Below are 26,002 nucleotides of genomic sequence, written 5' to 3' on the forward strand. Positions count from 1 at the left end.
CCAGCAAATGGCTGCTGCAAAAAAAGAGGGAGGCTCACGCCTCCCTCCTTGATATACCCTTCGCACGATCTTGGTACGCGCAGGCTTATTGCCTGCCAGCGACAGCAGGACAATGCGCCAGCATGCGCCGGTTGTAATCGGCCGCATAGGCCGCCAGCTTGGCCTGGGCCTCTTCCTGTCCGGGCTTGATGACATCCCCCAGACCGTCGAGGTAGCGCACACCGCAGCGCGCCTTGGCCGAGGCCTGCTGCTCCGGCGCGATGCCGGGCGCCACCTCGCCGCGCCCGGCCCGCACGATCAACCGGTAATCCTGCTTTGCCAGGCTGGCGCTGACCGCCTGCTCCAGAGTATCGGCGTCGGCCTGACAGCCGCCAAGCAGGGACACCAGCATCAGCCAGCCAACCCTCATCCGCGCCTCCGTTGCCAACCCAGCAGGGCCAGCGCCAGAGTCCAGAGACCGAGGGCACCACCGCCGCCGCTACCGCCCGAACTGCCGCCGCTTTGGACAACCGGCAGCTTGGAGGGACTGATCGCGAAGAAGATGTTGTCGCTGCAGGCCACCTTCAGGCGGGCAGAGCTGGCCAGATCCGCCGGCAGGGTGACAGTGGCGGCGCCGCTGTTGGGCTGGCTGACCGCCAGATTGCTCCAGCTGGTTCCCTCGTTTTGGGTGATGAACAGGTCTACCTTGCTGCAGCTGATCGGCGCCAGCGTGGTGCCGGCCACATCCCAGCTGACAGCCAGGCTTGCCCCCGGCGTCAATGCCACCCCAATCGGGGCGGTCAATCGGAAGGCACTGCCAGTGTTGATCACCTGGACCTTCATGTCGTCGCTGGCGACACCGCCCTTGCCGTCACGCACCGTCAATCGGAAGTTGAGATCCCGGTTAGTGGTGGGCCATGCCTCGCCCTTGGCGAGCGAGCCCGAGAGCAGGGATGGCAAGCTCGGCAAAATCCGCTCCGGCGAGCCGGTCGGCGACACGAAGCGGAACAACGGACGGGAGCCGTCATCGATCATGTCAAGAGCACTGCTGGACGGGTCGCCCAGATCAATCTGCTCCCAAGTGTAGGTCAGGGGATCCTTGTCCAAATCGGCGCCGGCCCCCTTGAGCACGAATGGCGTGTTGGCGGGAATGATATGGCTGGCTCCGGCCACCGCCTGGGGCGTGTTGTTGACGAGATTCAGGGTGGTGCCACAGGCCGGCACGGTCGCCATGTGCGCCCGCATCTGCTCGATAGATTTGCTGTGAAAATAGGGATCGCTGTGGGGCTGGATGTTCTCGTCCCCGCAGATCCCGGCATAGGCCATGATAGAAGTACCGCTGCCCGGCTCCCAGGCTTGTGCCGCCTCCCGATTGCCACCGCCGCAACTGCCAGTGGTGCCGTTGAAGGTGTGGTCGGCACCGAACTGGTGGCCGATCTCGTGAGCCACGTAGTCGATAAAGAAGGCATCCCCCACCGGCTTATCGGAGCCCGTCATCCCGGCCGACTTGTCCGCGGTGCACAGCACGCCGAGCCCGGCCAGGCCACCTCCCCCGGTATTGACCACATGCCCGATATCGAATGCGCCCAGCTCACCATTGGCGAAGGCTTCTCCCTGTACCAGGACGTTCTTGCTGGTGTCATCAGCCTCATAGATGCTGCTCACGCCGCTCACGTAGTCAGGGTTATCGCCGTTGTAGAAAGGGTCTGTTACCGGATCGGTAAAAATCACAGAATCGTTGCCGCTGGCCAGCACGAACTCGGCCCCCACATCTCGCTGGTACACCTCGTTGACCCGGTTGAGCAGGGTAGTAATGGCCGCCAGGGCCAGCACTTGGGAGCCGCCATGATATTGGGTGTACTCACCTGCGGCCGAGATAGCGATGGTGTAACGTTTGCGAACATTACCATCCACTTGCACCTTGCGAGCCAACGTTTTGGCGTCAGCCCCGATCACCTTGTCGGCGTCTTCTTCCAGTCGGCTGTAGGCATCCTGCTGGTAGTAAATTGCATACCCCTCGGCATTGCGCAGCGGATCGACAAACACCATCTTGCCCTGATGGCTGAACATGGCATGAAAACCTTGCGGCCCCAGATCGAAGCGTCCAGTATCAACCGGATGAGCCGGGTTGTACCCCTTGAAGGTGCGGATCTGAGGATACTTGGCTGCAAGGTCTGCGGGCAGTACATTGTAAGCTTCCAGTGCAAAGGTAACCTCCCCCCCATCAGGCAGTGGCAAGGTCAGCTTGCTGGCCCCCGCTTGCAACCCGGCAAAATAGTCGAGCGGCACCTTGGCGACCCGGAACTGATGAGCCCGTACCTCATAACCCTCGTCAGCTGTTGCTCTGGCGGCAACCGTGCTCCATTCGCTGGCCATCAGGCTGGTTGAGCCCAGCATGCTGGCAACCAGCAAGGCCACCCTAGAGTATTTCGTCACATGCATTGTTTTTAGTCCTTGTATTAATGCAATCGCCTGAATTGCGGCCTGTACTTTATTTTTATTCGGCCACATCAATACAAAGCTGAAGCAACCCTTTCCACCATTCCCGAGTGGGAGTGTTGCGCCAACCCCGTCTAACCCCTATCATTGCGCGGATTTGTCAATTTTAGAACAGCCCCTCTTCACAAAGGTGCAGTTCATCTTTATCTGGCCAAGGTTAATCTCATGCTCAAATCCCCACTGTTGCCCCGTTTCGGGGATCTGGTCGTTGCCATTATTGACGATGTGCTCGGTCAGGGTCTTACCCTCGACCGTGCCTATGCCCGTCACTTCTCAGGCATCGAACTCAAACCGCAAGAACAGGCAAGGATTGCCCTGGTCACCGGCGACCTGTTGCGTCGGCTGAGCCTCTACTGTGCTCTGACAGGTATTCAGGTGCGTCAGGCCGAGAAGAATGTCTGGCCGCTGCTGCACAGCTGGCACGCCTTCCACAAAATCGCCCAGCCCAACAACCCGACGCTGGATCGCTTCAACGAAGAGGCCTTCCGCCGCCGTCTGACCGAGGCGAAGAAGAACCCGGTGCTGATGGATGGTTGCCCGAGCTGGCTGGAGAAACTGGGCAACGAACAGCTGGGTGAAGCCTGGCCTGCCGAGCGTGCTGCCCTGGCCTGGATGCCCAAGCGTTACCTGCGGGTCAACACCCTCAAGTGCACCCGTGATGAGCTGCAGGCCATTCTGGCCAAAGAGCAGGTCACCACTATTCCGGTTGAAGGTGTGGAGACGGCCCTGCAGGTCACTTCCGACGCCGCCCTGTTCCGCACCAAGGCCTTTGCTGATGGTTGCTTCGAACAACAGGACGCTGGCTCTCAGTTGGTTGCGGCAGCTCTGGAAGTTGCCCCGGGTATGCGTGTCATTGACGCCTGCGCCGGTGCCGGTGGCAAGACTCTGCATATCGCCGCCATGATGCAGGGCAAAGGCCGCCTGCTGGCGATGGATGTGGAAGAGTGGAAGCTGGATAACCTCAAGCAACGCGCCCGCCGCGCCGGTGCCCACAATGTGGAGACCCGGGTCATCACCAGCAGCAAGACCGTCAAGCGCCTCAAAGAGAGCGCCGACCGCGTACTGCTGGACGTGCCCTGCTCCGGTCTTGGCGTACTCAAACGCAATCCGGATGCCAAGTGGCGTGATACCGCCGAGCGTCTGCCTGTACTGGTCGCACTGCAAGAAGAGATCCTGCAGCGCTACAGCCAGATGGTGAAGGTGGGCGGTCTGCTGGTTTATGCAACCTGCTCCATTCTGCCCCAGGAGAACCGTCAGCAGGTGGACAAGTTCCTCGCTGCCAACGAGAACTTCCGTCTGCGTGACGATCACACCGTAAGCCCGGCCGAGACCGGCTTCGACGGCTTCTACATGGCTCGTATCGAACGGATCGCCTGATCCAGCGTGATCTGCTCCTTGCGCCCTTATCGCGCACGGCGGGTTCGATGAAAAAAGAGCGGCAGCCCTCGGGCTGCCGCTCTTTTTATTGATAAGGATCGCCGCGTCAGGACTCCAGCGCAGCAATCGCCTCTATCTCGATCTTCACATCCTTGGGCAAGCGGGCCACCTCCACGCAGGAGCGCGCCGGATACACGGCATCGTGCTCGGTGAAGAAGTCGTTGTAGACCCGGTTGACCGCGGGAAAGTCGTTCAGATCGGAGACAAACACCGTGGTCTTGAAGATATTGCGCACCTGGCCGCCTGTCGCCTCGACAATCGCCTTGACGTTTTGCAGGGAGCGCAGGGTTTGCGCTTCGATACCCTCCGCAATGTCGCCGCTCACCGGGTCCAGCGGGATCTGACCGGAGGTATAGAGGATGTTGCCAATCCGGGTGGCCTGCACATAGGGGCCGATGGCGCCAGGCGCCGCTTTGGTACTGATAACCTGCCACATCTGTTACTTCCTCGTGCTGACAAACAAAAAGTAGGCCCGGAGCAAGCCGGCTCAACCCGGGCATGAGAGTTACATCATGTTGGTGAAGGTTCTGGAGATGACGTCCTGCTGCTGCTCGCGGGTCAAGGCGTTGAAGCGCACCGCATAGCCGGAGACCCGGATGGTCAGGCTGGGGTACTTGTCCGGATTCTCGATGGCATCCAGCAGCATCTCGCGATTCATCACGTTGACGTTGAGGTGCTGACCCCCTTCTACATCCCGCTCATGGTGGAAGTAGCCATCCATCAACCCCACCAGATTGTTCTCGCGATTAGCCGGCTCCTTGCCGAGCGCCCCCGGCACGATGGAGAAGGTGTAGGAGATCCCGTCCTTGGCATATTTGAACGGCAGTTTGGCTACCGAGGCGAGCGAAGCGACCGCCCCCTTGCGATCCCGACCGTGCATCGGGTTGGCCCCCGGCGCAAACGGCGCACCGGCACGGCGGCCATCCGGGGTGTTACCTGTCTTCTGGCCATAGACCACGTTGGAGGTGATGGTCAGGATCGACTGGGTCGGCACCGCATTGCGGTAGGTCGGCAGCGCCTGGATCTTCTTCATGAAGCGCTCGACCAGCTCGCAGGCGATGGAGTCGGCCCGCTCGTCGTTGTTGCCGTACTGGGGATACTCCCCCTCAATCACGAAATCGACTGCCAGCCCGTCCGCATCGCGCACCGGCTTGACCCTGGCGTACTTGATGGCCGCCAGCGAATCGACCGCTACCGACAGACCGGCAATGCCGCAGGCCATGGTGCGATAGACATCGCGATCGTGCAGCGCCATCAGCGAGGCCTCGTAGCTGTACTTGTCGTGCATGTAGTGAATAAGGTTGAGCGCGCTGATGTACTGCACCGCCAGCCAATCCATAAAGCTGTCGAGGCTGGCCATGACAGTGTCGTAATCCAGCACCTCGTCCATGATAGGCGCCACTTTCGGACCAACCTGGATCTTCAGCTTCTCGTCCACCCCGCCGTTGATGCAGTAGAGCAGGGTCTTGGCCAGGTTGGCACGGGCCCCGAAGAACTGCATCTGCTTGCCGATCACCATGGGGCTCACGCAGCAGGCGATTGCGTAATCATCGCTCTCGAAATCGTTGCGCATCAGGTCATCGTTCTCATACTGCAGGGATGAGGTATCGATGGAGACGCGGGCGGCATAGGTCTTGAAAGCCCGTGGCAGCCCTTCCGCCCAGAGTATGGTAAGGTTGGGCTCGGGCGCCGGCCCCATGGTCTTGAGGGTGTTGAGGTAACGGAAGGAGTTCTTGGTCACCAGAGTACGACCATCCAGCCCCATACCGCCGATCACCTCGGTCGCCCAGATGGGATCGCCGGAGAAGAGGGAGTCAAACTCGGGAGTACGCAGGAAGCGCACCATGCGGATCTTCATGATGAAATGATCGACCAGCTCCTGGGCATCCTGCTCGCTGATGAGCCCCGCCTTCAGATCCCTCTCGATATAGATGTCGAGGAAGGTGGCGGTACGGCCGAGGGACATGGCGCCACCGTTTTGCGACTTCACCGCCGCCAGATAGGCAAAGTAGAGCCACTGCACCGCCTGCTGGGCAGTGCGCGCCGGCCCGGAGATGTCAAAGCCGTAGCTGGCCGCCATCTGCTTGATCTGCACCAGTGCCCGCTTGTGCTCGGCCAACTCTTCGCGCTGGCGGATCACCTGCTCCAGCTGCTCTCCCTGCTCGAGAGCCGGTTGCAGATCGGCAAACTGCAGCTCCCGCTCACGGATTAGATAATCTATGCCGTAAAGCGCGACCCGACGATAATCTCCGATAATGCGACCGCGGCCGTAACCATCCGGCAAACCGGTCAATACCCCTGACTTTCGGCAGCGCAGCATCTCGGGAGAGTAGACGTCGAACACCCCCTGATTGTGGGTTTTGCGCAATTCGCTGAAGGTATATTCAAATTCGGGATCCATCTCCCTGCCATATGCTTCAAAAGAGCTGCGAATCATATTTACGCCGCCAAATGGATGCAGCGCTCTTTTAAGGGGCTTGTCGGTTTGCAGGCCAACAATCTTTTCCAGCCCCTGCTCGATATAACCCGGCCCGTGGGCGGTGATGGTCGTGGCAATATTGGTATCAAAATCGACCGGTGCGTGGGTGGCATTCTCGATACGGATCCCCTCCATCACCTTGTTCCATAAAGTGGTGGTCGCTTCGGTCGCATCTGCTAAAAACTGTTCGTCACCTTCATAGGGGGTGTAGTTCTGCTGGATAAAATCACGGACGTTGATCTCGTGCTTCCAGTTTTCACCGGCAAACCCTTGCCATGCCTGACGGAATTTATCCTGATCCAATTGCATATCAACTTTCATCAAATAAACCTCATTCACTACTCATGACACTACAGTGGAAGATGTCAGACGCACTCGGCCTGACGAACCTGCTGCCCCAGACGAATGGCATCCAGCGCGATCATTTTCTCTTCATTGGTGGGAATAACCGCCGCCAGTACCATGGACTCTGCCGCCGAAATTACCCGGCAGCCCTCGCTATTGGGACGCTGGTTAAACGACTCACTGATCGCTACACCAAATACCTGCAGTCGTTCGCATACCAGCTTTCTGATAAAGGCCGAGTTCTCGCCGATCCCGCCGGTGAAAATAACGGCATCCAGCCGGCGCAATGAGGTGGCATGACCGCCGATATGGCGGGCAATACGATGGACAAAAGCGTGAATGGCCAATTTTGCCCCGGGATGTCCTTCGTGATAGGCAGCTTCCAATACCCGCATATCGGAGGAGAGCCCCGAAATACCCAACAGGCCGGACTGCTTGTTCAATACCCGCTCGATATCCTCGATGGATTGGCCCGTCTTGCTGGCGATATAGGCCAGCGCGCCAAAATCGATATCACCGCTGCGGCTGCCCATGATCAGCCCCTCCAGCGGCGTCATCCCCATCGAGGTATCGACGCTCTTGCCATCCTGTACCGCACAAATAGAGGCGCCATTGCCCAGATGGGCGATGACCAGACCGGCATGCTGATCGTCCAGCCCCATGAATGCACAGGCCTGCTCGGCAACATAGCGATGGGAGGTGCCATGGAAGCCATAGCGGCGCACGCCGTAATCCTGCAGATATTGGTAAGGCAGCGCATAGACATAGGCTTCCGGCTTCAGGGTCTGGTGAAAGCCGGTATCAAATACCGCAATTTGGGGCTGGTTGGGAAAGAGCTGGCGGGCGGCCATCACGCCGCTCAAATTGGCGTGGTTGTGCAACGGTGCCAGTGGCGAGACCTGCCTGATTTTGGCCAGTACCCGCTCGTCAATGATGGCCGCTTCGCTGAACTCATTGCCGCCATGGGCAATGCGATGGCCCACTAGGGTGATGGCATCGAGTAAACCGCGCAGTTTCAGCTCTTCTGCAATCGCCGCCAATGCACAGCTATGGTTGTTTTCCGGCAAGGGGGTGGCCGAGTTTTTATCAATTTTCAGCTGGGGATGTTCGGTCTCGATACCATCGGCCATCCCGGAGATCACCACCTCGCAGGTTTTACTATCCAGTACCGAGAATTTGACCGACGAAGAGCCACAATTGATAACCAGAACCAACGAATCAAACTTCATTACATCGCCTCGATATTTATGCTGTCGAGTCACTGCAGTCAGAGCATCTTTGCCACTGTGTTTAGTGGCCAAATAACGGATAGCCTTGCCCTCGGCCCAAATAATTGGGCCAACCAAGAACCGGTTATTGCGCGCTTCTGACTACGCCATGCAGACCCCGCCAAGGGGTCAGGGTCTGAATGGCTGATGACTTGCAGAAAAGGTTTTCAGAACAGCTTGGAAACAATATTCAGGATGGTCAGCACACCGATGATGGTGACAAACAGGTTGCTGGCCTGACCTTTATATTTTGCCAGTGCCGGTGTCTTGTTGACGGCATACATCGGCAGCAGACAGAGCAGGGAAGCGATGATCGGCGCCCCCATTGCCTCAATCAGGTCGAGGATGTTGGGATTGACATAAGCAACCAGCCAGGTAGAACCCATGATGAACAACATACTGATCATGTTCAGCTTTTTACTGGAAACCTTGCTTTTGTCGCCCTGATAGCCAAAGCGGAGGATGAGGCCGTTCAACCCTTCCAACGTTCCCAGATAGTGGCCGAAGAAGGATTTGAAGATGGCAACCAGCGCAATGATAGAAGCCGCATACTCCAAAGTGGTGGCAAACGCAGACTTGCTGCCCGTCATTGAGGAGAAGTGGTTGGCCAGATAGGAGAGCACCGGAATGTTCTGGGCCTTGGCGTCCGCCATATTTTGCGGCGACAAGGTAAAGAGACAGCTGAAGGCAAAGAACATCACCACGGCAACCATCAGCATGCTGGCACCGGAGATGATTTTGGAGCAGCGTTTCTCGGTAAAATCGCGACCGAACTCATGCTCATACTCTTCCCGTTTGGAAACGATGAAAGAGGAGACAATCGGCGAGAAGTTGAAGGAGAAGACCATGATGGAGATCCCCAGCCAGACGGTGACCAGAATACCGTCGTGACCAAACATGGATATCTCGCTCAGGTTGACCTGATCAAAGACGGCACTGTTCCAGTAAGGAATGAGGGAGAGAGAAATAACGATCAGACTGGCAATAAAGGGAAAGACCAGATAGCTCATTACGCGAACCATCAGATCCTTGCCGAAATAGATCACGAAGGCCATCAACAGCAGCAGCCCAAGGGCGACAACACCCCGATTGAGCGGCGCCATTTGCAGTTGATGTTCCCAGAATGCCATGAAGGTATTGGTGATTGTCACACCATATATCCACAGCAGTGGGCAGATGGCAAAGAAATAGAGGAAGGTAATTACCACCCCGCCCATTTTGCCAAAATGCTCTTCAACGGTCTCGGTAATATTTGCCGATGGGTTACTGCCGGAAAGACATAATCTGGCCAACGCTCTGTGGCAATAAAATGCAATAGGGTAAGCCAGCACCAACATGATTAATATTGGTATCAGGCCACCATATCCGGCCCGAATGGGGAAAAATAGAACACCTGCACCGATCGCTGTACCAAACAGACCGAGTCCCCAGGTTGTATCCGATTTACGCCATGCTTTGACACTCTCTTTACTGCTGCTAACGACACTATCCAAGATCATGACTGTATTCCTTACAGGCTAAATTGACGGATATTGTTCTGTTCGATAATTTCGACGATCCGGGTCAGGTCAATATTGCCACCCGAAATAATGCTGACGGTCTTTTTGCCTTCGACATAATGCTTGAGTTTGCCGCTGAGCAGTGCTGCCGAGGCCAGAGCTCCCGCCCCTTCGGTAATCACCTTGTTGCGCTGAATCAGGTCAACCATGCTATGACGAATATCATCTTCAGTCACCAGAACAATATCATCGACCAGCTCTTTGACAATTTCATAGGTCAGGGTGCCGGGTCTTGCCACGTCACAGCCATCAGCCAGCGTGCTACTGGTTCTATGATTGGTAATGGTGCCTGCGTAGTATGAAGCCGCCATGCCGTGAACATTCTCCGACTGCACGCCAATCACACGGATAGTCGGGTTGATGGATTTGATGGCCATGGCAACACCGGCAATCAGACCACCGCCGCCAATCGGCACTATGATGTTATCGACATCATACAAATCTTCGATAATTTCCAGGCCAATGGTTCCTTGGCCGGCAATCACTTTTGCATCGTCAAAAGGGGGTATAAATACGCGACCTTCCATTTCCACGATTTCGCTGACTTTGGCAATAGTGTCATTGAAACTATTGCCATGCAGAATAACTTCCGCCGAATAATCGCTGGTTGCAGCAATTTTTGATTTGGGTGCGCAGCAAGGCATGACCACCTTGGCATCAATTCCCAGCATGGCACTGGACAAAGATACCCCCTGCGCATGATTACCGGCAGAGCAGGCGACAACACCTTTTTGACGCTCCTCCAGACTTAATGAACTGAGTTTGTTGAAAGCACCGCGAATTTTAAAAGAGCCAGTACGTTGCATGTTTTCAAGCTTGAGGTAAACCTCGCCATGACAACGTTCGCTGATATAGTTAGAGGGTAATTGCGCGGTCTTGTATATATGGTTGGTCAGTCTTTTTTTGGCTTCGGTAATATCATGAAGACCAATGGGCAGATTGCTATACATCTTCATCGCAAATCTCTTTTTATTTATTAATTTGTAGGGTTTTATTTCACTGGGCGAAGCGATACTAGGTTCTATCACTTGCAATTAATGTGAGCATAAACACAAAAAAATCTACAAAGAGACTGCGTAACGGTGAAATTATCAAAAAATGTGATGACAGCGACACTTGAATCCAAAATGATTAAAAAAAGTAATCGTAGATTGGAAAATCAATATGGTTAACAACTCCAAAACAAAGCGGCAAAGATTAGATTTTTCAGGGCAATCGCGTTGCTTTTTGCAACCGGTGATCAGTTTCTTGCCTGCCAGAACCGGGATAATAAAAAAGGAGCCGATGTGGCTCCCTATAGACAACACAGGACCGATTACTCGGCTGCTGCATCATCTTTCTTGTACTTGGCAGCAGTCTCTTTGATCAGACTCTGCAACTCGCCAGCCTGGAACATCTCGATCATGATGTCACAGCCGCCGATCAGCTCACCTTCAACCCACAACTGCGGGAATGTCGGCCAGTTGGCAAACTTCGGCAATTCAGCACGGATATCCGGATTTTGCAGGATATCAACATATGCAAACGGCTCGCCGCAGGACATCAGTGCCTGGGAGGCCTGGGCAGAGAAGCCACAGCTGGGTAGCTTTGGGGATCCCTTCATATAGAGGATGATGGGGTTGTCAGCCAGCTGCTGCTTAATCTTTTCAATAGTTTCCATAGGTGCCTCACTAGAGCGATTTCGGCGGCCATTCTACTGCAATCTTGCCAGAGCACAAACTGACAAAGGGGTGACCCGGCTCGAATTGTGCAAAGAACCTACTCAGGCTTGATCGCGATCATGGCGCCAATCAAGAGTTGTTAGGCCATCTTTGATACTGCTACAATCCCTTGGCTTTGGGCTACTCGGCCCCATCATTTTAAAAACAACTCTTTTCAGATATAGAAAAGAGTACGCAATGTCTTGCAACCGTCGCCTTCGCACGGTCCAGCCAATGGAGAGTAGAAAATGGCATTCGAACTTCCCGCTCTGCCCTATGCAATCAACGCTCTGGAACCGCACATCTCCCAGGAAACTCTGGAATATCACCACGGCAAGCACCACAACACCTATGTGGTCAACCTGAACAATCTGGTGCCGGGTACCGAGTTTGAAGGCAAGTCTCTGGAAGAGATCATCAAGACCTCCAGCGGCGGCATCTTCAACAACGCAGCCCAGATCTGGAACCACACCTTCTACTGGCACTGCCTCTCCCCGAATGGCGGTGGTGAGCCGACTGGCGCCTTGGCTGATGCCATCAACAAGGCATTCGGCTCCTTCGCCGAGTTCAAGGATGCCTTCACCAAATCAGCCATCGGTAACTTCGGCTCCAGCTGGACCTGGCTGGTGAAGAAAGCTGACGGCTCTCTGGCTATCGTTAACACCTCCAACGCAGGTTGCCCGCTGACTGAAGCCGGTACCACCCCGCTGCTGACCGTTGACCTGTGGGAACACGCCTACTACATCGACTTCCGCAACCTGCGTCCGAAGTACATGGAAACCTTCTGGGCTCTGGTTAACTGGGAATTTGTGGCCAAGAACTTGGCTGCCTAATCAGCCTCGCTTGCCAAAACGCCCCGCACTGCGGGGCGTTTTTTTATATCTAGATGGCTGCGTAAATGAAAGAGGCGCCCGCAGGCGCCTTTTACATATCGAGATAGCCAGTTTACTGGTCCAGCTCGTCCATGTATTCATCCAGATTGGCATCGTCGGCCTGCTCTTGCTGAGACGCTTTCAGCTCGGTCTGCTTGCCCGTCACCTTGCCCTGGTTATATTGCAGGTAGAAGTCCTTGGTTAGCGCATAGGGGTCGAGGGAGTTGTCGATGATCCGCTCCTGATCGATCAGCTTGGCGCGATTGCCCAAGCCATCCAGAACCCAATGAGTAACCCTTAACGGGATAGTCAGCAAGGCATAGGGGAAGTAGATGGTGTCAATGGTGTCACCAACCAGCTCCCGAGTGGTGGTCGGGCCGTAGACAGGCACCATGATGTAGGCACCATTACCGATATCGGCCCTGCCCAGCACTGTGTCCATCTCCAGCTTGTTGCGCTCGAGACCGGCATGTTTGGCCACATCGAAGATACCCAGCAGACCGACGGTGGTGTTGAGGGTAAAGCGCCCCAGGTTGGTCCCCGCCCCCTTCAAATCACCGGTGATCAGGTGGTTCACCATGCTGCTCGGTTCATCAAAGTTGGCAACAAAGTTGGCAATGCCATCCTTCACCCCCACCGGAATATAGCGAGCGTAAGCATGTACCACAGGACGTGCTACATAGGGCTCCAGCACATCATAATTGACCGCCCACATGGCACGGTTTGCTCCCTGGAAGGGATCACGCGGGTCGGCCGCCGTACTGGTGGCGCCCGGACGATTCATACCGGGATTGAGATCCAGACTCTCTGGGCCAGGCTTGGGCGGGCCACCGGCACAACCAGCCAGCAAGAGGGCTGCCAGTATGGCCCCTGAACGAAGATACATATGATTGTCCTGACGTTTTATTTTGATTTATCAGAAGTATAGATAACCCGGCCCCTATCAAGGAGCCGGGTTATTCAAAGGACATATTAGAGGGCGTGATCGATACGGATGTCAATCGGAGCAGTAGGGGGCTCGGCCGTCTTGACCGGCACGGATACCCCTTCGAAGGCTCCTTCCTTGTTCATCACATTGCCACCGCGGGAGAGACGTGCCTTGAACTGCAGTTCTGGATACGCTTCCAGCTTGCTGCCCTCCATCATGGCGTCACCATCCCCCAGTGAAAGGGTGACAGGCAGGGTTGGCCCAGCGATACGTTTCACCGCGATGGGCATGGGTGGTCCGTTGGGCACCACGGCAAAGACGAAGAGGTGAGCATCTTCCGGCATCTGGATGCCCGCAGCCAGCGTGATGTGGATGGGGAACTCTCCCTCATTAACGTCAGACTGCTTTACCTGCTCTGTTCCCGTTTTGGCTGCGCCTGAATTCGTCACCTCTATGCCACGCTGCTTGAGCTGCGTGCGGGCATACTCCATGGAGCGCTCAACCATCACATAACGGGGAGAGCCTTTTTCCATCAAGGGCAACATCGCCTGCCAGCGAGACAGCGCGGTCTGGAAGTCCTCTTTCTGCAGCGCCATAAAGGCATAGACGGAGCGCGCCTCGATATTATCAGGCTCCTGCGCGATGGCTGCACGCAGCAGTGCATCGGCCTGCACCTCCTCCCCCGTCATCATCAGCGCTTGGGCATAGGGCACCGCCACCAGCGATTTCTGGGGAGCCAGCGTGTAGGCACGCGACAGCGCATCGTTGGCCATCTCGGGATCATTGCCATCCAGCGCCAAGCGTCCCAGCAGCAGCCAACCGCGGTAGTCGTTCGGTTCATCCTTTAGGCGGGTACGCAGTGCCAGCGTGAAGTCCAGCAGATCCTGCTCGGTTACCTGGGCATCACGCTCCACAAGAATCCGGTTGCTGAGCTCACCAAGACGGCTGCTGGCATCCTGCCAGCGGCTCACCTCCTGCCATGAACCCAGCTTGTAGTAGATACCCAGGCTCACCACCACCAGCACCAGCACACCTGGGATCCAGCTCAGACTCTTGCCACTGCGGGCTGTCTGCTCCACATCGGGAATATCATCCAAGAGGCTGCGCTGCAACTCGATGAGCGAATCGGGCTCCTCGGCAAGCACACCCTGTTCTCGCTCCTCGCCGATCTCCAGCAAGCGCTGACGATAGAGCTGTTTGTTGAGCGCTGAACGACTGATGCTCTGGTTCCCCTCACTGCGCCACAACGGTAACACCAGAGCCAGACTCACCAGCACCAGCAGGGCCGCAATCACAATCCAAAAGGCGGTCATTGTTTCTCTTCCTCTTTGAGCAGCTCGGCCAGGCGACGCTGCTCTTCATCGCTCAGGGTGCTATCCACAGGCTCTGACGTTGCCGCAGAGCGTCGGCTACGTATCACCACCACGCCGAGACCGATAACGATCACTAACAGCGGGCCCAGCCAGAGGATCAGGGTCGAAGCCATCAGGGGCGGGTTATAGAGGATAAAGTTGCCATAGCGGGCAACCATGTAGTCCACGATCTCCTCTTTATTCTTGCCCTCGCGCACCATCTGGTAGGTCTTGTCGCGCAAGTCCTTGGCCAGCCCCGCATTGGAGTCGGCGATATCCTGGTTCTGGCACTTGGGGCAGCGCAGCTCTTTGGTCAGTTCGCGAAAGACCTGCTCCTGATTGTCGTTTTCGAAGGTGTAGACATCGATAGCAGCCATGGCCGGCGCTTGTACCACCCATCCCAGCAACAGTAGCAGGGAAGCAATAAACACTCTCATCGAAACACCCCTCACTTCATGGCATCAAAGATGGGTTTGAGGGTCGATACCCAGTTCTGGGGGTTGATATCCCCCACGTGGCGATAACGGATTATCCCCTTGCTGTCGATAAAGAAGGTTTCCGGCGCGCCGTACACCCCCAGATCAAGCCCCAGCATGCCGTCCGGATCATAGAGATTGACCTGATAGGGGTTGCCCAGCTCAGCCAGCCACTTGATCGCCTTGGCGCGTTCATCCTTGTAGTTCATGCCGATAATGGGGATCCCCTGCCCTGCCAGCTGTTTGAGGTAAGTGTGCTCGCCATAACAGGTAGGACACCAGGTAGCCCAGACGTTGAGCAACATGGGCCGGCCGGTCAGAATGGTGCGATCATGCTGTTTACCCAGATCGTAAATGTCCTGAAGGGTAAATACCGGCACCTCCTTGCCCACCATCACGGATTCGAGTTTGGTGGGATCGGAGTAGAGCCCTTTGAACAGGAACACAGCCCCCAGCAAAAAAACGATAAAGGGAATTAGAAACAACCAGACCTTTTTGTTCATGCCTTGGCTTCCTCCTCACGACGGCCGAAACGGTAACGCTTGTCCAGCATCGCCAGCACGCCACCGATAGCCATAAAGACGCCACCGAACCAGATCCAGCGCACGAACGGCTTGTAGTAGATCCGCACAGCCCAGGCATTATTGTCTAGCTGCTCGCCAAGGGCCGCATAAAGATCTCGCGTGAAACCGGCATCAATGGCCGCTTCGGTCATCGGCATCCGGGTCACTGTGTACATCCGCTTCTCGGGTTTGAGCAGGGCTACCTGTTTGCCATTCTTGTGTACTTCCAGCACGCCTTTGAAGCCATCATAGTTGGGGCCATTCTTCTCCTTGATACCGGTGAAGACGAACTCGTAATCAGCAAAGTGCACCCGATCACCCGCCTGCATCCGCAGATCCTTCTCGATGCTGTAGTTCTGGGTACAGGCGATGCCTATGATGCTGACTGCCAGCCCCACATGGCCAAGGATCATCGCCCAGTGACTGTTGCCAAGCTTGCGCACACCGACCGCAAAATGGTGCTTGTGGGTGGCCCGCACCCAGGTCTCCTGCAGGCTGGTAACGATGATCCAGACCCCCAGACCAATCCCCACCGCCGCCCACGGCTTGAAGGTTTCGGCCAAGAGCAGCGGCAACAGCAGGGCTGCAGCCAGGCTCAGCACCAGCGCAAGGATCACTTTGCCCTTGAGCTCGCCAAGCTCCTGGCGGCGCCAGCGAAACAGCGGACCAACCCCCAGTAGCAGAGCAAACGGAATGATCAGCCAACTGTAGATATGGTTGAAGAAGGGGGTACCGATAGAGATGCTCCCCAGCCCCAGCTCCTTGTGCACCAGCGGTAACAAGGTGCCTAACAGCACGGTGAGCAGGCCCGCCACCAGCATGATGTTGTTGGCCAGCAGCAGGGTTTCGCGACTCCACAGCTCATGCTTGCCGTGACTTTTCACCTGCGAACCTTTAAAGGCAAACAGCAGCAAGGATGAGCCGATCACCGCCAGCAAAAAGCCGAGAATAAACAGGCCGCGGGTCGGGTCGGAGGCAAACGCATGAACCGACACCAGCACGCCGGAGCGCACCAGGAAGGTACCGAGCAGGCTCAACGAGAAGGCCGAGAGGGCCAGCAGCACGGTCCACGCCTTGAAGGTTGCGCGCTTCTCGCTCACCGCAAGCGAGTGCAGCAGGGCCGTACCCGCCAGCCAGGGCATGAAGGAGGCGTTTTCTACCGGATCCCAGAACCACCAGCCGCCCCAACCGAGCTCGTAGTAGGCCCACCAGGAGCCCAGCACGATGCCGAGGGTCAGGAATACCCAGGCCGCCATGGTCCAGGGGCGCGACCAGCGGGCCCAGGTTGCATCGAGACGACCGGTCATCAATGAGGCTATGGCGAAAGCAAACGCCACCGAGAATCCCACATAGCCCATGTAAAGCATCGGTGGATGGAAGATCAGACCCGGATCCTGCAGCAGCGGATTGAGGTCGCGGCCATCGACCGGAAAATAGGGCAAGGTGCGGGTGAAGGGATCAGAGGTGAACAGCACGAACGCGGTGAAGCCGACCGAGATCAGCCCCAACACGCCAAGCACCCGCGCCACCGCATCGAGCGGCAGACGGCGGCTGAACATGGCCACCGCCGCAGTCCAGCCGCCCAGGGTCAGCACCCACAGCAACAAAGAGCCCTCATGGGCGCCCCATACTGCGGAAATGCGATAGGCAAGCGGCAGCAGGCTGTTGGAGTTAGTGGCCACATACTGCACGGTGAAGTCGTTGTCGATAAAGGCCCAGGTCAGGCAGAGAAACGACAGCAGCAGTAACAAAAACTGGGCATAGGCGAGCGGACGCGCTGCCGACATCATGCCAAGACGCCCCCAACTTGCACCAAGCAGCGGATAGCTACCCAGCAACAGAGAGGTCGCAAAGGCCAGGATCAGCGCAAACTGTCCTAATTCCGGGATCATGGCTTATTCCCCTTCAACTGCGCATCAGTGTATTCCGGTTTGAAGTGCATGCCACTGGTGGCATCGGCCACTTCTGGCGGCATGTAGTTTTCATCGTGTTTGGCCAGTACCTCGAAGGCTTCGACCGTGGTGGCATCTTTGAGAGTTCCTTGCGCCACAATCCCCTGCCCCTCGCGGAACAGATCCGGGAGGATGCCATCAAATTGCACCATCACCTGATGACCACCATTGTCGATCAGGTTAAAGCTGACCTTGAGGCTGTTCGGATCACGCTTGACTGTGCCGGGGACCACCAGACCACCAATGCGCAGGCGCTGCCCCTCTTCCGGTTTGATCTTGTCCGGCCCCTTCCCTTCCACCAGCTCGCTCGGGGTATAGAAGAGGTCGATATTCTGACTGAGGGCGTAAAGCACCAGCCCGCTCACGGTAGCGAGGCCCAGCGTGATGGCCAGAATAATGGTGAGGCGTTTTTTGCGTCTCGGGTTCATAGGGTGTTCTCCATCTGCCGAGCTGCCTTGCGACGGCTCTCGCGTGCCTGCTTGCTGCGTAACTCATTAAACAGACTACGGGTTTTCATACGGGTGGAAATGATGATACCGACCAGACAGAGCAAGGTCAGTCCGAAGGAGAGCCAGACGTAAAAGGCGTAACCGCCCATCGCCAGAAAGTCACTGAATGAGGCAAAGTACATGCTTACTTCTCCTGCTCGGCAATCTCTTGAACCCAGGGACGATGCCACTCCCGCATCAAGAGCTCGTTTCGAAAACGCATCAGGGTAAGGGCCCCGAGAAAGGCAGCAAACGCCAGGATCATGATGAGTAATGGCCAAAGCATCTCGGGAGAGATAGAGGGTTTGTCAAACTTGGTAATAGTGGCCCCCTGGTGCAGGGTATTCCACCACTCAACCGAGTAGTGAATGATGGGGAGATTGATCACCCCGACCAGCGCCAGAATGCCGGCGGCACGGCCAGCAACAACCTTGTCACTGAAGGCGTTGTAGAGGGCAATCACGCCAAGATAGAGAAACAGCAGGATCAGCTCGGAGGTGAGCCGTGCATCCCACACCCACCAGGTTCCCCACATGGGTTTGCCCCAGGCTGCACCGGTAAACAGTGCAATAAAAGTGAACACGGCACCGACAGGAGCAATAGCCGCCACTGTCATGTCCGCCATCCGCAGTTGCCATACCAGCCCGATAAAGGCTGCCACAGCCATGGTAGAGTAAGCTCCCATTGAAAGAATGGCGGAAGGAACATGGATATAGATGATCCGGAAGGAGTCACCCTGCTGATAATCGGCGGGGGCAAAAGCCAGCCCCCAAACAGTGCCGATGATGAACGACAGCAGACTTATCACGGCAAACCAGGGTAACAAGGTTCCTGCCAACCGATATGCCCGTTCGGGTTTAGCGTAAGGGTGCAACCATTTCCACATAACTCACAAACCTTTTTGTTATTAATTGTTTGGCGAGGCCTAAACATACTGACCTCGGGATAACATCAAATACCTCGAAAGCAATAAGCGGCAATCCGCTTGATCCATCGCAACTTTATTTCAGGAAAAGAAAGCCCCCACACGAAACCACACTGCGTTCTACCAATAGACCATCAGTTAAGACTGACCCTCAAGGCAGCCGAAACGGCCAGTGGCGTTAGCGTCAAGGCACCAACCATCATGGCGGCCAGAATGGCAAGCTGACCGCCATAGGGCAAGCCCATCCCCGCCGCATCAATAGCAGAGGTAGCAAAAATCAGCACCGGAATATAGAGCGGCAGGATCAGCAGACTGAGCAGCACTCCACCTTTGCGCAGTCCGACCGTAAGGGCTACACCGACCGCACCGAGCAGGCTCAGCACCGGAGTGCCGAGTGCCAGAGTGGCGACTACCGCCAGATAACTGTCCATATCCAGCGACAGCAAAATCGCCAGCAAGGGCGAAATCAGCAGCAGCGGCAATCCAGTCAGTAACCAGTGAGCAATCACTTTGGCCAGCGCCAGCAACCCGAGTGAATGGGGCATCAACATCAGCTGCTCCAGCGAACCGTCGCCAAAGTCGTCGCGAAACAGCCGCTCCAGCGACAGCATGGCCGCCAGCAAAGCCGCAACCCAGATGATGCCGGGAGCAATGCGAGCCAATAACTTGGGCTCAGGGCCGATACCGAGTGGGAACAGGGTGATGACAATAAGGAAAAACCAGAGCGGGTTAAGAATGTCTGCACGCTGGCGCAAGGCCATCAATAACTCGCGGTGGATCAAATGCATGACGGCACGCAACATCGAAACTACTCCTGCAGCAAGGGCGTAAGCGAGAGGGTCTTCAGTCGCCCCTGCATCAGCGTCATATCCTGATGAGTGGTGAGGATTACCATCCCCCCCCGCTCGGCATGAGCCAGAAACAGCCTCTCCAGCACCTTGACCCCCTGCTTGTCAATGGCGGTAAAGGGCTCATCCAGGATCCAGAGAGCCGCTTTGTCACTGAGCCAAAGCCTGGCCAGAGCCACCCGGCGCTGTTGACCTGCCGAGAGCTGCCCGGTCGGGTTCTCTTCAAAACCGGCCAACCCAACCTGGGCAAGCACCTGCCACAAATCGACCGTCTGCCGGGACACATGATGCAGCTTCTGGTAAAAGGCGAGATTTTCGAGCGGAGTCAAAGCAGCTTTGACCCCGGGCTGATGACCGAGATAGAGCAGATTGGCATGGTACTCATCACGGCAATGGCGAATATTTTCACCATTCCAGCACACTTCACCGGCAAACGGCTGAGACAGCCCAGTCAGCAGGCGCAGCAGGCTGGTCTTGCCTACCCCGTTGGGACCTTCAATTTGCACCAGATCACCGGGAACTACCGCAAAGGAGAGATGTTCAAACAGAGTGCGATCTTCACGCACGCAGCTCAGATTGTTAACTTGAAGCAGCATGGAGATTTTTTCAGAGAAAATGAAGCGGCCTGCATCTTAACACAGTATTGGAATACGTCTTTTCCAAGATGCCCATCATCCACTGTTTTTGTGGAGAAGATCGCGCATAAGAGAAAATAGGCGGGAAAAATGATGACAATCAACGACTTCAAAATACATCAAATCGAAAAGATTAATAAAAAATCATCTTAAAACATAATAATTCAATCATCTCACTGTACATCGCGCTACATCAGAGAGCTGTATGCAAGGAGCAGAAAAAAATTCAGGAAGGCGACTGCCTCCCTGAATAATCAAGAGCGACCTTTTCGCAACGATATCAAGAGCTCTGCTTCTGCCTTTGGCAACTCACACTCACTCATGACTTCATCAAGATCGGCGCCCAGTTCGACCATCTTAGCCGCTCGACTGTAGAGCCTGCGTTCGGGATCTTGCATGGTCAGTTCTTGCTGGCGTTCATTGACCTGCTGCATCGCGCCTTCTACCGACTGTAACCGCTGTCCCATGCCAATGGAGCCGCTATGAAGCTCCATCATCTGTTTGCGCAAGCTTTCCAACTGACCTTGCAGCGTTGCCACACTGGCCTCGGACTCCTGCTTGCTACGCTTGCTCTTGAACCAGTTATAAGAGGCAAACACCAAGGCAATCAGGGACACCCCCAAGGCAACCATCTCGATTATCAAAACATCACCTTATTTGTCAGAGGGAACCGATATCTTCCCACTCTTCATCGGAGAGCAGCTTGTTCAAGTCAACCAGGATCAGCAGTTGACCGTCACGGTTGCTGACTCCCTGAATGAACTTGGCACTCTCTTCGGTTCCCACGGCCGGAGCCGCATCGATTTCGGAAGATTTCAAATAAACCACTTCCGCCACACTATCGACCATAATGCCAATCACCTGCTTCTCGGCCTCGATGATAACAATACGGGAATTTTCGCTCACATCACCGGAAGGCAGACCGAAACGGGAACGGGTATCGATGACAGTCACCACATTGCCACGCAGGTTGATGATCCCCAGTACGTACTCAGGCGCACCCGGCACCGGTGCAATTTCGGTGTAGCGCAACACCTCCTGAACCTGCATCACATTGATGCCGTAGGTTTCGTTTTCCAGTTGGAAGGTTACCCATTGCAGCACTTCATCTTCGGCCAGATTCTGTGCGATATTGCGCTTTTCTGTCATGTTTTTATTCCTTTTATGAAAACGTCTACTGCTAAAACTAGCAATAAAACAGCTCGATTGCAGAAGTTATCAGCGACCTTCTATGTTAACCCCACGCTCCAGCAACAGGAGCAGTTCGCGGACGTGTAACAGGGCACACATTTTTTCTTTGACCATGCCCGCCAACCAGGGGCGCTTGCCCTCCTGATGGCGCCATTTCACTTGGTCACGGTGTAACAATTCAGTCCCTTTGAGATGGTGGCAGGCTAATCCCCACGGCGATTCACCAAGCATAATCAGATACTTGTAATCATCCATCTCGAGATGCTGACCCGGCATGACCCACTGGGCAGTATCGACCACATTCATCTTCTGCTCGCGAGAGGTCATGATCCCCTTGTACCAGCCAGGCTGGCCAAACAGGGAGGTGATCTCGCCCAACTGATGAATACCACCCAGCTCGGTCAACGGCACCGCAAACGTCACACCCGCGACTTCAAAGAAAAGGGCCTGAAACTCTTTACCGGTATCGATATTTTCCCAAGCAACCGGTTCACTGGCCTCTACCGGAGCAACCTCCAGCGCAGTCTCGGTCAGGATAGTAGTATGGGGCTCTGCAACCTCGGGAAGCAGAACCTCCGCAGGCCATTCAGGCTCCACCGGCAGCAGTGATTCCTCTGCCACAATCTCCAGCGGAGTGGTGAGTGTTATCTCCTGGGTGAAGGCATCATTTTCGAACTGGACTTGTCCCACCTGAGCCAATAGCTCACCAAGTTGGGCAAGCCGTGGATCGCTTTCGAGGTAAGGTGCGGAGACTACCTCAGGGACGCTTTGGGGCTGACGTTGCAACTGTAAAACAGGGGCAGATTGAACCTCTTCCACCTCATCCAGCACCAGTGGCTCATCGAGCAGCAGGGAGTGGAAATAGTCATCCATCGCCCGTACTTGAATGGTATCTCTCATGCCGTCACCTCATGAACCCGTTGCCGCTCAAGGGCATCCAGATGGTTGAGCAGCGTTTCATATGCATAGGTTCCACGACTCCCGGGAGAATAGATAGACGGGGGGATATGCAGCAAGCTGGCATCCCGAAACTTGGTATCAATAGGGATCACCGCATTCCACACCGAATCCCCATATTGATCCTTGATCGATTTCAAGGTCATCAAAGAAGCACGGGTGCGCTTGTCGAACATGGTCGGGATCACGGTATAACGGAACTTGTCACGCTTGGAACGCTGCATGATCTCGAATGTTTTCATCATCCGCTCCAACCCCTTGAGGGCCAGAAATTCGGTCTGGACAGGCACCAGAATGCGATCGCAGGCAGCCAGCGCGTTGACCATCATCACCCCCAGTACTGGCGGGCAATCGATCAGCACGTAATCATATTGCTCCTGAATGCGCAGCAGTGCCCGCTTCAGTACCAGTCCCATCCCCTCACGATTGCCCATCACCCGATCAAGGGTCGCCAAGGTAATAGATGCTGGCAGTAAGTTGATATTTTCGAACTTGGTCTTAAGCGTCAGTTTATTGACAAGCTCGGCTGTCGGTTTGACAGCTTGAAACAACTCATAGAGGGTTCCATCCAGGCGATCTGAATCAAAATCAAGATATGCAGTCAGCGAAGCATGGGGATCGGTATCAATCAACAGCACCCGCTGGCCACGCTGGGCCAGGATCCCCGCAAGCGAGACCACTGTGGTGGTTTTACCCACACCACCTTTCTGGTTGGCAACCGTCCAAACAATCACTGTATCAATCCTGCCTTGTTGTTATGCGTATGCCACCACCGGGCAAGGTGATCACCTTTATCTCTCCTGCATCCACCGCCTGTTGTACAGCAGGAACCGGTTCGGCAACTACCGTAGGCGTTGCAACCACAGGTGCCGGCGGCACCCAGGCAAATTTGGAGATAGCGACCACAACCTTGCGATTCTGCAGTCTGCCCTGCTCGCTGCCGTTGTCAGCAAAGGGGGAAAACTCGCCATATGCCTCGAACGCCAGACGCTGGGGGGCGATCCCATCGGCAATCAAACCATTGAGTACCGCTTCGGCCCGAGCAGCAGAAAGCGCCCAGTTAGAACGATAAATTTCATTATTTATCTGTTGGTTATCGGTATAACCCCGAACCCTTACATAGTTATCGACCGGTTTGAGAATACTTGAAAGAGTATTAATGACCGGTGCTGCGTTTGGTCCCAAAAAGGCACTGCCGCTACCAAACAACAAGCCGGAACTGAGTTCAACCGTCAGCCAGTTCTCATCTTGCGTCAGTTTGACGATACCGGCATCTACCAGCGAGCCCATGCTCTGTTGCAACTGCATATCGAGTTTTGCAAGTGTCGCGCCATCTTGCAGCACTGGCACACCAGAAATAGGAGCAAGTGAAGGAGAGGGGGATGCTGGGCTTTCCAGCAATGATGGAGAGGCAGATACCGGGTTATCCAGCAGGGAATTACCCTGCCCTTCAAGCAAGCCATTGCCGCCAGACTGCATGACACTGAACGCCTGGCTCATACCATCAATCACCGCGCGATACTTGTCCTTGTTCACCAGTGCAACAGAGTAGAGCACCACGAACAAGGCAAAGATCAGCGTCATATAATCGGCATAGGAGACCAGCCAGCGGTCAAGATGCTCGCGACCCTGCAAGTGCAACCGATAGCGCTTGCGCATGGCTACTCTCCTTTCAAATAGGCCCTGAGCCGGCGTTCAACCTGCAAGCCGTTTTCACCATGGGCGATAGCCAGCAGCCCTTCCAGGGTCATCTCCTGAAAGAGTGCATAGTGATAGTGAAATGCGCGTAGCCTGTTGGCGATAGGCAGGTAGATGAGGTTGGCAAACCCCACTCCATAGATGGTTGCCACAAATGCCACTGCGATCCCAGCTCCCAGTGCTGATGGGTCTTCGAGATGAAACATGGCCTGGATCAGGCCCAGCACGGCACCGATGATCCCGATGGTCGGACTGTACCCCCCCATTGCTTCAAATACCCTGGCGGCATGTTCATTACGCTCCTGCTCGATATCGATATCGGCTTCGAGCAACATGCGAATATCCTCCGTGGAGACCCCATCGACAATCATGCCAAGCCCTTGGCGAGTAAAGTTGTCTTCCTCCTGCTCGGCCTGATTTTCAAGGGCCAGCAGCCCTTGCTGGCGCGCAAAGACGGCCCATGACTGCAACCGTTCGGCCTGCGCCGCGAGATCTTGGTGGGGAGGGGTAAAAATCCATAACAGCTGGCGCAACGCCAGCAGAATGTACTTGGCTGGAGTCTGCAACGTGACGGCACCAACGGTACCACCCAGCACGATCAAAAAAGCGGGGCCGTCCACCAACGTCAACAGGGAGCCGCCATGCCACAGTTGGGCAATGGCAATCGCCCCCAATGCCAGGAGCAGACCGAGCAAGCCCATGATTAGCGCCCCAACTCAACCAGAATACGCTGGGCCACCTTGTCCAGAGGGAGTGATTCGCTGGCAATCCCCGCTTTGGCTACCGCTTGGGGCATACCATATACCACGCAGGAAGCCTCATCCTGAGCCCAGATGGTTGATCCCTGCTCTTTCAGCAGTCTGGCGCCATCACGGCCATCTGCGCCCATACCGGTCAGCACAATCGCCAATACCTTGTCGGCATAGGTTTTGGCCGCAGAGGCAAAAGTGATGTCCACACAAGGCTTGTAATTTACCTTGTCGTTGCCATCCACGATGCGGATGCGAGCCCCAGTACCGCGACCTTCCAACAGCATCTGCTTACCACCAGGCGCCAGATAGGCATGTCCGGGTTTAAGCACATCGCCATCTTCCGCTTCCTTGACGCCAATCTGACATAACCCGTTGAGACGGGCAGCAAACGCGGCGGTAAAAGTGGCTGGCATATGCTGGATAAGCAGGATGGGATGGGGAAAATCCCCCGGCAACTTGGTCAGTACATTTTGCAAAGCAACTGGTCCGCCGGTAGAAGTGCCGATTGCCACCAACTGATAACTCTTGCCACTGCGCTTGAAGGAAGCACTTGGCACAATACGTTGTAGGTCAGGCTGACGATCAGGAGTTCTGGGCGCAGTGCTTCCCAGCGGAGCACGAATAACCGGTTCAGGTGCTTTGGGACGGGCAGCGGATGTCATCAGGAAGCGCTTGCGGGAGATCTCCTTCACCCGCTGTTGCAACAGTCTGACTGCTTCGTCCTTGTCTCTGGCAATGTCTTCAAATTTCTTGGGCAAGAAGTCGAGAGCACCGGCGTCCAGCGCGTCCAGTGTCGCCTTGGCGCCTTCATGAGTCAGGGATGAAAACATCAGAATGGGGGTTGGGCACTTGGCCATGATCTCCCGCACCGCACTGATGCCATCCATCACGGGCATCTCGATGTCCATGGTGATCACATCAGGACGCAGCGACATCACCTTGTCCACTGCTTCACGTCCATTCTGGGCCGTATCAATCACCGTCAGCATGGGATCCTGATTAATGATCTCGCTCACCCGACGGCGAAAGAAGCTCGAATCGTCGACAACTAATACCTTGACTGCCATTGTTGTTTTTCTAACTCCTTGGGCCTGAGCTA

Annotated in this window: 27 protein-coding genes; 2 read left to right on the plus strand and 25 right to left on the minus strand. The window is 55.7% G+C overall.

Annotated features, from left to right (window positions below; genetic code table 11):
* Positions 1 to 85: 85 nt before the first annotated feature.
* Both G5154_RS06535 and G5154_RS06540 read right to left on the minus strand, forming a co-directional pair.
* Entirely contained in the window at positions 86 to 409 is a 324-nt protein-coding gene (locus G5154_RS06535; RefSeq protein WP_005344032.1) for a hypothetical protein, read from the minus strand.
* Entirely contained in the window at positions 406 to 2,421 is a 2,016-nt protein-coding gene (locus G5154_RS06540) for a reprolysin-like metallopeptidase (RefSeq protein ID WP_421211549.1), read from the minus strand. The genes G5154_RS06535 and G5154_RS06540 overlap by 4 nt, the downstream gene beginning before the upstream one ends.
* A 222-nt stretch (positions 2,422 to 2,643) precedes the next feature.
* Between G5154_RS06540 and G5154_RS06545 the strand changes: the two genes are divergently transcribed.
* Positions 2,644 to 3,855: an RsmB/NOP family class I SAM-dependent RNA methyltransferase gene (locus G5154_RS06545; protein ID WP_421250588.1), complete on the plus strand. Its 1,212-nt coding sequence runs from the start codon at positions 2,644 to 2,646 to the stop codon at positions 3,853 to 3,855.
* Between the two features lie 106 nt (positions 3,856 to 3,961).
* Here G5154_RS06545 and G5154_RS06550 read toward each other — a convergent pair whose 3' ends face one another.
* The 6 genes from G5154_RS06550 to G5154_RS06575 form a co-directional block, all read right to left on the minus strand.
* Positions 3,962 to 4,351, minus strand: a complete 390-nt coding sequence (locus G5154_RS06550) for a RidA family protein (RefSeq protein ID WP_421244134.1) — start codon at positions 4,349 to 4,351, stop codon at positions 3,962 to 3,964.
* Between the two features lie 69 nt (positions 4,352 to 4,420).
* Entirely contained in the window at positions 4,421 to 6,715 is a 2,295-nt protein-coding gene (gene pflB, locus G5154_RS06555; RefSeq protein ID WP_421244135.1) for a formate C-acetyltransferase, read from the minus strand.
* 44 nt (positions 6,716 to 6,759) lie between these two features.
* Entirely contained in the window at positions 6,760 to 7,968 is a 1,209-nt protein-coding gene (gene tdcD, locus G5154_RS06560; protein ID WP_421244136.1) for a propionate kinase, read from the minus strand.
* A gap of 206 nt (positions 7,969 to 8,174) precedes the next feature.
* A complete protein-coding gene (gene tdcC, locus G5154_RS06565) occupies positions 8,175 to 9,506 on the minus strand; it encodes a threonine/serine transporter TdcC (RefSeq protein WP_216979252.1) in 1,332 nt (443 codons plus the stop codon).
* Between the two features lie 11 nt (positions 9,507 to 9,517).
* Positions 9,518 to 10,522 carry a bifunctional threonine ammonia-lyase/L-serine ammonia-lyase TdcB gene (tdcB, locus tag G5154_RS06570; protein WP_005344020.1) on the minus strand — a complete coding sequence of 335 codons (1,005 nt, stop codon included), beginning with the start codon at positions 10,520 to 10,522 and terminating at the stop codon, positions 9,518 to 9,520.
* 359 nt (positions 10,523 to 10,881) lie between these two features.
* A complete protein-coding gene (locus G5154_RS06575) occupies positions 10,882 to 11,226 on the minus strand; it encodes a Grx4 family monothiol glutaredoxin (protein WP_005344017.1) in 345 nt (114 codons plus the stop codon).
* Positions 11,227 to 11,514: 288 nt separating this feature from the next.
* On the opposite strand from G5154_RS06575, the gene sodB reads away from it, so the two are divergent.
* Positions 11,515 to 12,099: a superoxide dismutase [Fe] gene (gene sodB / locus G5154_RS06580; RefSeq protein ID WP_005344015.1), complete on the plus strand. Its 585-nt coding sequence runs from the start codon at positions 11,515 to 11,517 to the stop codon at positions 12,097 to 12,099.
* 112 nt (positions 12,100 to 12,211) lie between these two features.
* Here the strand turns inward: sodB and G5154_RS06585 are convergent, their stop codons facing one another.
* From G5154_RS06585 to G5154_RS06665, 17 genes are all read right to left on the minus strand, one after another.
* Positions 12,212 to 13,024 carry an MlaA family lipoprotein gene (locus tag G5154_RS06585; protein WP_216951790.1) on the minus strand — a complete coding sequence of 271 codons (813 nt, stop codon included), beginning with the start codon at positions 13,022 to 13,024 and terminating at the stop codon, positions 12,212 to 12,214.
* 86 nt (positions 13,025 to 13,110) lie between these two features.
* Positions 13,111 to 14,379 (minus strand): c-type cytochrome biogenesis protein CcmI, encoded by a 1,269-nt coding sequence (ccmI, locus tag G5154_RS06590; protein ID WP_421250589.1) that lies wholly within the window; start codon positions 14,377 to 14,379, stop codon positions 13,111 to 13,113.
* Positions 14,376 to 14,855: a cytochrome c-type biogenesis protein gene (locus tag G5154_RS06595; protein ID WP_005344009.1), complete on the minus strand. Its 480-nt coding sequence runs from the start codon at positions 14,853 to 14,855 to the stop codon at positions 14,376 to 14,378. Before G5154_RS06595 ends, ccmI begins: the two co-directional genes overlap by 4 nt.
* 11 nt (positions 14,856 to 14,866) lie before the next feature.
* Entirely contained in the window at positions 14,867 to 15,397 is a 531-nt protein-coding gene (locus tag G5154_RS06600) for a DsbE family thiol:disulfide interchange protein (RefSeq protein ID WP_005344005.1), read from the minus strand.
* Positions 15,394 to 17,349: a heme lyase CcmF/NrfE family subunit gene (locus G5154_RS06605; protein ID WP_005344004.1), complete on the minus strand. Its 1,956-nt coding sequence runs from the start codon at positions 17,347 to 17,349 to the stop codon at positions 15,394 to 15,396. Before G5154_RS06605 ends, G5154_RS06600 begins: the two co-directional genes overlap by 4 nt.
* Complete coding sequence (gene ccmE, locus G5154_RS06610) at positions 17,346 to 17,837, minus strand: cytochrome c maturation protein CcmE (RefSeq protein ID WP_005344003.1); 492 nt, start codon at positions 17,835 to 17,837, stop codon at positions 17,346 to 17,348. The genes G5154_RS06605 and ccmE overlap by 4 nt, the downstream gene beginning before the upstream one ends.
* Positions 17,834 to 18,040, minus strand: coding sequence for a heme exporter protein CcmD (gene ccmD / locus G5154_RS06615; protein WP_005344002.1), 207 nt, complete (start codon positions 18,038 to 18,040; stop codon positions 17,834 to 17,836). The genes ccmE and ccmD overlap by 4 nt, the downstream gene beginning before the upstream one ends.
* A gap of 2 nt (positions 18,041 to 18,042) precedes the next feature.
* Positions 18,043 to 18,783, minus strand: coding sequence for a heme ABC transporter permease (locus tag G5154_RS06620; protein WP_005344000.1), 741 nt, complete (start codon positions 18,781 to 18,783; stop codon positions 18,043 to 18,045).
* A gap of 173 nt (positions 18,784 to 18,956) precedes the next feature.
* Complete coding sequence (ccmB, locus tag G5154_RS06625) at positions 18,957 to 19,625, minus strand: heme exporter protein CcmB (protein WP_421250590.1); 669 nt, start codon at positions 19,623 to 19,625, stop codon at positions 18,957 to 18,959.
* 5 nt (positions 19,626 to 19,630) lie between these two features.
* Positions 19,631 to 20,266, minus strand: a complete 636-nt coding sequence (ccmA, locus tag G5154_RS06630) for a cytochrome c biogenesis heme-transporting ATPase CcmA (RefSeq protein ID WP_005343996.1) — start codon at positions 20,264 to 20,266, stop codon at positions 19,631 to 19,633.
* Positions 20,267 to 20,559: 293 nt separating this feature from the next.
* Entirely contained in the window at positions 20,560 to 20,937 is a 378-nt protein-coding gene (locus G5154_RS06635) for a DUF2802 domain-containing protein (RefSeq protein WP_216980226.1), read from the minus strand.
* 28 nt (positions 20,938 to 20,965) lie between these two features.
* Complete coding sequence (locus G5154_RS06640; RefSeq protein ID WP_005343991.1) at positions 20,966 to 21,454, minus strand: chemotaxis protein CheW; 489 nt, start codon at positions 21,452 to 21,454, stop codon at positions 20,966 to 20,968.
* Positions 21,455 to 21,523: 69 nt separating this feature from the next.
* Complete coding sequence (locus tag G5154_RS06645) at positions 21,524 to 22,396, minus strand: chemotaxis protein CheW (protein ID WP_323910562.1); 873 nt, start codon at positions 22,394 to 22,396, stop codon at positions 21,524 to 21,526.
* On the minus strand, positions 22,393 to 23,187 hold the full coding sequence (locus G5154_RS06650) for a ParA family protein (RefSeq protein WP_005353663.1): 795 nt from the start codon (positions 23,185 to 23,187) through the stop codon (positions 22,393 to 22,395). The genes G5154_RS06645 and G5154_RS06650 overlap by 4 nt, the downstream gene beginning before the upstream one ends.
* A gap of 4 nt (positions 23,188 to 23,191) precedes the next feature.
* Entirely contained in the window at positions 23,192 to 24,112 is a 921-nt protein-coding gene (locus G5154_RS06655; protein ID WP_005334698.1) for a flagellar motor protein MotB, read from the minus strand.
* Between the two features lie 2 nt (positions 24,113 to 24,114).
* Positions 24,115 to 24,852 (minus strand): flagellar motor protein, encoded by a 738-nt coding sequence (locus G5154_RS06660; RefSeq protein WP_019444726.1) that lies wholly within the window; start codon positions 24,850 to 24,852, stop codon positions 24,115 to 24,117.
* Between the two features lie 2 nt (positions 24,853 to 24,854).
* Complete coding sequence (locus tag G5154_RS06665; RefSeq protein WP_421244140.1) at positions 24,855 to 25,970, minus strand: protein-glutamate methylesterase/protein-glutamine glutaminase; 1,116 nt, start codon at positions 25,968 to 25,970, stop codon at positions 24,855 to 24,857.
* Positions 25,971 to 26,002 lie beyond the last annotated feature (32 nt).

Origin of the sequence: Aeromonas sp. 600527 (assembly GCF_049175415.1) — a bacterium.
GTDB lineage: Bacteria > Pseudomonadota > Gammaproteobacteria > Enterobacterales > Aeromonadaceae > Aeromonas > Aeromonas veronii_A.

What these genes read in the sequence shown, in the direction of transcription:
- G5154_RS06535 (WP_005344032.1), bottom strand. Translation starts at nt 409, where the DNA reads ATGAGGGTTGGCTGGCTGATGCTGGTGTCCCTGCTTGGCGGCTGTCAG.
- G5154_RS06540 (WP_421211549.1), bottom strand. Translation starts at nt 2,421, where the DNA reads ATGCATGTGACGAAATACTCTAGGGTGGCCTTGCTGGTTGCCAGCATG.
- G5154_RS06545 (WP_421250588.1), top strand. Translation starts at nt 2,644, where the DNA reads ATGCTCAAATCCCCACTGTTGCCCCGTTTCGGGGATCTGGTCGTTGCC.
- G5154_RS06550 (WP_421244134.1), bottom strand. Translation starts at nt 4,351, where the DNA reads ATGTGGCAGGTTATCAGTACCAAAGCGGCGCCTGGCGCCATCGGCCCC.
- pflB (WP_421244135.1), bottom strand. Translation starts at nt 6,715, where the DNA reads ATGAAAGTTGATATGCAATTGGATCAGGATAAATTCCGTCAGGCATGG.
- tdcD (WP_421244136.1), bottom strand. Translation starts at nt 7,968, where the DNA reads ATGAAGTTTGATTCGTTGGTTCTGGTTATCAATTGTGGCTCTTCGTCG.
- tdcC (WP_216979252.1), bottom strand. Translation starts at nt 9,506, where the DNA reads ATGATCTTGGATAGTGTCGTTAGCAGCAGTAAAGAGAGTGTCAAAGCA.
- tdcB (WP_005344020.1), bottom strand. Translation starts at nt 10,522, where the DNA reads ATGAAGATGTATAGCAATCTGCCCATTGGTCTTCATGATATTACCGAA.
- G5154_RS06575 (WP_005344017.1), bottom strand. Translation starts at nt 11,226, where the DNA reads ATGGAAACTATTGAAAAGATTAAGCAGCAGCTGGCTGACAACCCCATC.
- sodB (WP_005344015.1), top strand. Translation starts at nt 11,515, where the DNA reads ATGGCATTCGAACTTCCCGCTCTGCCCTATGCAATCAACGCTCTGGAA.
- G5154_RS06585 (WP_216951790.1), bottom strand. Translation starts at nt 13,024, where the DNA reads ATGTATCTTCGTTCAGGGGCCATACTGGCAGCCCTCTTGCTGGCTGGT.
- ccmI (WP_421250589.1), bottom strand. Translation starts at nt 14,379, where the DNA reads ATGACCGCCTTTTGGATTGTGATTGCGGCCCTGCTGGTGCTGGTGAGT.
- G5154_RS06595 (WP_005344009.1), bottom strand. Translation starts at nt 14,855, where the DNA reads ATGAGAGTGTTTATTGCTTCCCTGCTACTGTTGCTGGGATGGGTGGTA.
- G5154_RS06600 (WP_005344005.1), bottom strand. Translation starts at nt 15,397, where the DNA reads ATGAACAAAAAGGTCTGGTTGTTTCTAATTCCCTTTATCGTTTTTTTG.
- G5154_RS06605 (WP_005344004.1), bottom strand. Translation starts at nt 17,349, where the DNA reads ATGATCCCGGAATTAGGACAGTTTGCGCTGATCCTGGCCTTTGCGACC.
- ccmE (WP_005344003.1), bottom strand. Translation starts at nt 17,837, where the DNA reads ATGAACCCGAGACGCAAAAAACGCCTCACCATTATTCTGGCCATCACG.
- ccmD (WP_005344002.1), bottom strand. Translation starts at nt 18,040, where the DNA reads ATGTACTTTGCCTCATTCAGTGACTTTCTGGCGATGGGCGGTTACGCC.
- G5154_RS06620 (WP_005344000.1), bottom strand. Translation starts at nt 18,783, where the DNA reads ATGTGGAAATGGTTGCACCCTTACGCTAAACCCGAACGGGCATATCGG.
- ccmB (WP_421250590.1), bottom strand. Translation starts at nt 19,625, where the DNA reads ATGTTGCGTGCCGTCATGCATTTGATCCACCGCGAGTTATTGATGGCC.
- ccmA (WP_005343996.1), bottom strand. Translation starts at nt 20,266, where the DNA reads ATGCTGCTTCAAGTTAACAATCTGAGCTGCGTGCGTGAAGATCGCACT.
- G5154_RS06635 (WP_216980226.1), bottom strand. Translation starts at nt 20,937, where the DNA reads ATGGTTGCCTTGGGGGTGTCCCTGATTGCCTTGGTGTTTGCCTCTTAT.
- G5154_RS06640 (WP_005343991.1), bottom strand. Translation starts at nt 21,454, where the DNA reads ATGACAGAAAAGCGCAATATCGCACAGAATCTGGCCGAAGATGAAGTG.
- G5154_RS06645 (WP_323910562.1), bottom strand. Translation starts at nt 22,396, where the DNA reads ATGAGAGATACCATTCAAGTACGGGCGATGGATGACTATTTCCACTCC.
- G5154_RS06655 (WP_005334698.1), bottom strand. Translation starts at nt 24,112, where the DNA reads ATGCGCAAGCGCTATCGGTTGCACTTGCAGGGTCGCGAGCATCTTGAC.
- G5154_RS06660 (WP_019444726.1), bottom strand. Translation starts at nt 24,852, where the DNA reads ATGGGCTTGCTCGGTCTGCTCCTGGCATTGGGGGCGATTGCCATTGCC.
- G5154_RS06665 (WP_421244140.1), bottom strand. Translation starts at nt 25,970, where the DNA reads ATGGCAGTCAAGGTATTAGTTGTCGACGATTCGAGCTTCTTTCGCCGT.